This is a genomic window from Kitasatospora sp. NPDC059571 (assembly GCF_042735675.1).
GTDB lineage: Bacteria > Actinomycetota > Actinomycetes > Streptomycetales > Streptomycetaceae > Kitasatospora.
In genome coordinates this window covers 4449-10499 of record NZ_JBHWBW010000265.1, presented here as the reverse complement: position 1 = coordinate 10499, position 6051 = coordinate 4449, and the positions used below count along the sequence as shown (strand labels likewise).

The following is a 6051-nucleotide window of genomic DNA, read 5'->3' as shown; positions in this document are numbered from 1 at the left end:
GCCCGGGGCCGCGCGCCCGCGCCCCCCCCTTCGCGGCGGCGGGGTGCGGGTCAGACCCGGTCGGCCGCGATCAGCAGGTACTGGAAGGAGCCGTCCTTGTACGAGGAGATGAACGCCTCCTCGATCCCGGTGACCAGCGAGGACGTGGCGCGCAGCTCCCAGTAGGGCAGGGTCGCGGGCGTCAGGTCGATGACGGCCTGCGGCACCAGGCGGTTGTCGGCCATGGCCCGGAGGTACTCGCGGCGGGAGTGGATGTTGCACTCGAAGTGCGCGTTGATCTGCGACACCCACTTCGAGGGCTGCCCGTAGATCGGGTTCCAGCAGCCGGTGATGGTCACGTACCGGCCGCCGACCGAGAGGATGCGGGAGTGCTCGGCGAAGAGGTCCTGCAGGTCGACGTACATGCTGGACTCGTTGTTCCAGGAGGCCCTGGCCCGGCCGGTCTCGAACGGCATGTCGAGCATGTTGCAGACCTGGGCGCGGATCGAGTCCTCGATGCCGAGCTCCCGGGCGCGCCGGTTGCCGAACTCGGCCTGCTTGGCCGAGAGGGTGACGCCCTCGACCTTGCACCCGAAGCGCCGGTGGGCCATCACCATCGAGCCGCCGCGGCCGCAGCCGGCGTCCACCAGCGTGTGCTCGGGCCGGATGTCGCCCAGGTTGTCCAGCAGCACGTCGGTCTGCGCGGACTCCAGGCGGTGCAGCTCCGCGATCACCTTCTTCTCGCGCTCGCTGTCGCCGGGGGCGCCCAGCGCGGCGTGGTCGACGTCGCCGATCCCGTAGTGGTGGTGGTAGAGGCCGTCGACATCGCCGAGGCGCAGGTTCACCGGCCGGGCCTCATGGTCCCAGTAGCGGGCGATGTCGCCCTGGTAGGGGGTCGCCGGGCCGGGGATGGCGGCGGTGCCCACAACGGTGGTGTCGGTCATAGACATGGAATCAGTTCCTCGTTACCAGAAATCAGGCAGGGTGTAGCGGTAGGTGTTGGTCTGGTGCCAGTGGTGGTTGCCGTCGACCCACGCGGCCACGCCGCGGAGGAAGCGCACCACCGGCGGGGCGGGCCAGTTGGCGGCCAGGGCGGCCGCCTCGGCCTCGAAGGCGTGCATCAGCTCGTTGTGGACCTCGACCGCCTTGAGGTACGCCTCGCGGTCGGTGGTCCGCTCCCGCTCGGCGATCACCACGGGCAGGTTCAGGTGCCGGCCGGGGGCGGCGAGCTCCTTGGTGTAGGAGTACAGGTCGTTGACGATGGTGGTGGCATTGGAGGCGAGCGCGATGACCCGCTGCATCGCCGGCAGCGCGTGCAGGTCGGCGGGCAGCTCGTAGCCGCCGACGGTGTCCGTGATGGTCGGGCAGGGGCGGAAGTTGTTGAACTGGCGCATCGCCAGGTACTCCCACACCTCGGGGACGTGGTCGGTCTCGGACCAGGCGGCCTCGGCCAGGTACCCGAGGTGCAGCCGGGCCATGTCGTGCCGGTACCGGTCCGCCTGGGACGGGGTGGCCGCCCGGGTGAAGTACTCCATCGCGGAGCGATACGCCCGCCGCGGTGCGTCGGCGTGCAGCGACTGCTCCCACTCCGGGTGGTACTCCTGCACGGTGTGAAGGGGGTCGAGGGCGGTGTGCGCCATCAGGAGCCGGCCGCCGAGGCCGACGGGCGAGCCGCCGTGGTCCTCGCAGTAGCAGTCGTCGAGCGCGTTCTCCGCGGCCATCAGCCGGGTCGCGATCATCAGGTGCTCGATGCCCGGGGCGTCGGGGTGGCAGGCCACCATGTAGCGGCCCAGCGCGAAGCCGTCGAACTGGTCCTCCCACTCCGGCGGGTAGAGCTGCACCTCCTCCAGCGCCCAGAGCTTGATCCGCCGGCCGACCTCCGCCACCCGCTCGGCATCGGGCTCCGGCACCGGGTGGTGGTACAGGCCGGGGACGGGATCGCCGGCCTTCGGCGCCGCCGCCCCCGTCCCGGCCGCCTGCGCCGCCGGCCGCCCCGGGTACAGGCCCGCCGTACCGAGGCCGCTGGGGCCGCGGAGGATCTGGTCCAGGGCCGGGCCGGTCACGACCGCACCACCGCTCGGTCGCCGTGGACCCGGCCACCGGGGACGGCCGCCCCGGCGCTGCGGCTGCGGTGCGGACGCCGCGACGCCTGCGGTGAATCCGGTCTGGTGGCCACGGGCATGGCAAGGCCTTCCGCTGGAATGAGGGGGTCGACCGATGTGACGGATCGTCACTTCGTCGTACAGGCAGGGGATCTCCGCATCCGGATCCGTCCTGCTGATCCACAACGGTAGGCGGGCCGACCCGACCGGAGCAGCTCCGAAGCGCCCGCTGCACCCGATCGGGTGAACGATCATGTCTGTGGCGTTTGAAGTGCCCGTTTCCGTGCCGGGATTCGGCTGCGCTCGGCGGAGGGTCGGCCCGGCGCCGGCCGGCGGCCGGTTGCCCGGGTTGCCGGGGAAATCCGCGCGGACGAGCATGAAGGTGCACACCGGTCCGGCGTCCGGGCGCTCCCGCACGGCCGGGGCGGCCCCGCGGACGGTGGCGTGCCGGCGGCGCGGATCCCTCGCCGGTGGCCCCGGGCGGGGAGCGCTGCGGCCGGCCGCCTGCGATGCCGGAGGTACGACGGCGTGCACCGACGAGGGGGCGAGGAGGACGTATGACCCACCACCACCACAAGTCGAACAAGGCGGTCGAGGGCGACCCCGACACCGGGCACGGACGCGGCATGCCGATGCGGCCCGACGACGAGGAGCTCGAGGAGCGCACCGCGGAGGAGCGCGAGGAGGTCGGCCTGCCCCCGGAGCCGGGGACCTACGAGGAGCGGTAGCGCACCGCGACAGCGTGCGTGGGACGGGTCCGGGGAGTCGGACCCGTCCCACGAGCACGTCCGGGCTCGGCCTCCGGGCTGCGGTCAGCCGCCGACGTAGGCCGCGAGGTGCCGGCCGGTGAGGGTGGTGCGGTCGGCGACGAGCTCGGCGGGGGTGCCCTCGAAGACGACCCGGCCGCCGTCGTGGCCCGCGCCGGGGCCCAGGTCGATGATCCAGTCGGCGTGCGCCATGACCGCTTGGTGGTGCTCGATGACGATCACCGACTTGCCGGAGTCGACGAGTCGGTCGAGCAGGCCGAGCAGCTGCTCGACGTCGGCGAGGTGGAGGCCGGTGGTCGGCTCGTCGAGGACGTAGACGCCGCCCTTCTCGGCCATGTGGGTCGCCAGCTTGAGCCGCTGCCGCTCGCCGCCGGACAGCGTGGTCAGCGGCTGGCCGATGGTGAGGTAGCCGAGCCCGACGTCGGCGAGCCGCCGGAGGATGCGGTGCGCCGCCGGCGTGTGCGCCTCACCGGCGCCGAAGAACTCCTCCGCCTCGGCGACCGACATGGCGAGCACCTCGCTGATGTCGCGGCCGCCCAGGCGGTACTCCAGCACCGACGCGTCGAACCGCTTGCCCTCGCACTCCTCACAGGTGCTCGCGACGCCGGCCATCATCGCCAGGTCGGTGTAGACGACGCCGGCGCCGTTGCAGGTGGGGCAGGCACCCTCGGAGTTGGCGCTGAACAGCGCCGGCTTCACGTCGTTGGCCTTCGCGAACGCCTTGCGGATCGGGTCGAGCAGACCGGTGTACGTCGCCGGGTTGCTCCGCCGCGAACCGCGGATCGCGCCCTGGTCGATGGAGACCACGCCGTCCTCGGCGGCCCCCCGGCCCTTGACCAGCGACCCGTGCACCAGTGAGCTCTTGCCGGAGCCGGCCACACCGGTGATCACGGTCAGCACCCCGAGCGGCACGTCGACGTCGACGTCCCGCAGGTTGTGCGTCGCCGCACCGCGGATCTCCAGCGCGCCGGAGGGCTTGCGCACCGTCTCCTTGAGCGCGGCCCGGTCGCCGAAGTGGCGTCCGGTGACGGTGCCCCCGGCCCGCAGGCCGTCGACGGTGCCCTGGAAGCAGACGCTGCCGCCCGCCGTGCCGGCACCGGGACCGAGGTCGACGACGTGGTCGGCGATCGCGATCGTCTCCGGCTTGTGCTCCACGACGAGGACGGTGTTGCCCTTGTCGCGCAGCCGCAGCAGCAGCTCGTTCATCCGCTGGATGTCGTGCGGGTGCAGGCCCGCGGTGGGCTCGTCGAAGACGTAGGTGGTATCGGTGAGCGCGGAGCCGAGGTGGCGGATCATCTTGACGCGCTGCGCCTCGCCGCCGGACAGCGTGCCCGACGCACGGTCGAGCGAGAGGTAGCCGAGGCCGATCTCCACGAACGAGTCGAGGGTCTGCTGAAGCGAGGCGAGCAGCGGCGCCACCGACGGCTCGTCGAGACCTCGGATCCACTCGGCGAGGTCCCTGATCTCCATCGCGCAGGCGTCGGCGATGGAGATCCGCCCGATCTTCGAGGCGCGGGCCCCCTCGCTGAGCCGGGTGCCGTCGCACTCGGGACAGGTGGTGAAGGTGACCGCGCGCTCCACGAACGCGCGGATGTGCGGCTGCAGCGCCTCCTTGTCCTTGGAGAGCATCGACTTCTGGATCTTGGGAATCAGCCCCTCGTAGGTGAGGTTGACGCCCTCCACCTTGACCTTGGTCGGCTCCCGGTAGAGGAAGTCGTGCATCTCCTGCTTGGTGAACTCGCGGATCGGCTTGTTCGGGTCGAGCAGGCCCGACTCCGCGTAGACCCGCACCGTCCAGAAGCTGTCGGACTTCCAGCCGGGGATGGTGAACGCGCCCTCGGCGAGCGACTTCGAGTCGTCGTAGAGCTGATCGAGGTCGATGTCGGAGACCACGCCGCGGCCCTCGCAGCGCACACACATGCCGCCGGTGCGGGTGAAGGTCGCCTTCACCGCCTTCTTGGCCCCGCGCTCCACGGTGATCGCCCCGCTCGCCCGGACCGAGGGGACGTTGAAGGCGTACGCGCTGGGCGGGCCGATGTGCGGCTCGCCGAGGCGGCTGAAGAGGATTCGCAGCATCGCGTTGGCATCGGTGGCGGTGCCGACCGTGGAGCGGGGGTCGACGCCCAGCCGCTGCTGGTCGACGGTGATCACGGTGGTCAGCCCTTCGAGGACGTCCACCTCGGGCCGCGACAGCGACGGCATGAAGCCCTGGACGAAGGCGCTGTAGGTCTCGTTGATCAGCCGCTGCGACTCCGCCGCGATCGTGTTGAACACCAGCGAGGTCTTGCCCGAGCCGGAGACCCCGGTGAAGACCGTGAGCCGGCGCTTCGGGATCTCGATGCTGACGTCCTTGAGGTTGTTCTCGCGCGCGCCGTGCACGCGGATCAGGTCGTGGCTGTCGGCAACGTGCAGCGCGGGCGACCGGTCGTCCGTCCTGGTGGCCATGCTCGGCGTCTCCATCCCTTGGGCGGGGCCGCCTGCGCAGCCTCCGTCGGCATCACGTGGCTCGATCTAACCAGCTTCGGGCCCTGCGCCCGATGCCTTTGCGACCGGTCCACCGACCCCGGGGGCGGGCCGCTAGCGGCTGCCCGCTATGGCGGCGGCCAGGTCGCCGGCGGTCTGCACGGGGTACGGCCGCCCGTCGAGCAGGACCGCGAAGATCGTCACCTGGTCCGACCACTCGATCACCAGCCGTCCGCGGCCGCGCACGTAGCAGTTCCGGCCCCACACCCCGCGGCGTCCCTGGACCTCCGGGAAGTCGGCAGGTCCCGGCGACAGCACGCGCGACCAGCCCGCCCGCTCTATTTCATGATCCCAGAAGCCCGGGCCAGCGATCATTGCGATCTCCTTCCGAGGTGCACGATACCTCCACACCTCGTTCGGCTTCCGCGCAGGTCAGGCCGCCGCCCCCGGCCCGTGGGAGCCGGGGACGGTCAGTCTGCGGAGCGGTGGGCCCGGTGGACGGCGACCCGGACGCGGGTGGCGCAGCGGGGGTGCGGAAGCGCTGCGGAGCAGGTCCTCTCGGCGGTGGGGCGATGCGCCGCGGGGGGGGGCGGCGCCCCCGCCGGCGGGGCGCCCCCGCGTTATCAAACTCACACCCCGCCCCGCGGTCAAGACTCACCACTCCCGCGTGGAGCCGAGGTTCTGGAAGGCGCGCAGGGTGCGCCCGCCGCCGCCCTCCGGCTCGACCGTCGGCACCGCGG

General features: G+C 72.0%; 5 protein-coding genes. 1 reads left to right on the top strand and 4 read right to left on the bottom strand.

The window, feature by feature from the left end; genetic code table 11:
* Positions 1 to 50: 50 nt before the first annotated feature.
* On the bottom strand, positions 51 to 929 hold the full coding sequence (locus ACFV0G_RS25340) for a geranyl diphosphate 2-C-methyltransferase (RefSeq protein ID WP_380552227.1): 879 nt from the start codon (positions 927 to 929) through the stop codon (positions 51 to 53).
* Positions 930 to 944: 15 nt separating this feature from the next.
* Positions 945 to 2198: a family 2 encapsulin nanocompartment cargo protein terpene cyclase gene (locus tag ACFV0G_RS25335; protein WP_380552233.1), complete on the bottom strand. Its 1254-nt coding sequence runs from the start codon at positions 2196 to 2198 to the stop codon at positions 945 to 947.
* A 440-nt stretch (positions 2199 to 2638) separates the two neighbouring features.
* On the opposite strand from ACFV0G_RS25335, the gene ACFV0G_RS25330 reads away from it, so the two are divergent.
* Entirely contained in the window at positions 2639 to 2809 is a 171-nt protein-coding gene (locus ACFV0G_RS25330; RefSeq protein WP_380552224.1) for a hypothetical protein, read from the top strand.
* A gap of 84 nt (positions 2810 to 2893) precedes the next feature.
* On the opposite strand, the gene ACFV0G_RS25325 is transcribed toward ACFV0G_RS25330, so the two are convergent.
* Positions 2894 to 5293 (bottom strand): ATP-binding cassette domain-containing protein, encoded by a 2400-nt coding sequence (locus tag ACFV0G_RS25325; protein WP_380552221.1) that lies wholly within the window; start codon positions 5291 to 5293, stop codon positions 2894 to 2896.
* 132 nt (positions 5294 to 5425) lie between these two features.
* The gene (locus ACFV0G_RS25320) at positions 5426 to 5686 is read right to left on the bottom strand and encodes a hypothetical protein (protein ID WP_380552218.1); all 261 of its coding nucleotides are present in this window, start codon (positions 5684 to 5686) and stop codon (positions 5426 to 5428) included.
* Positions 5687 to 6051 lie beyond the last annotated feature (365 nt).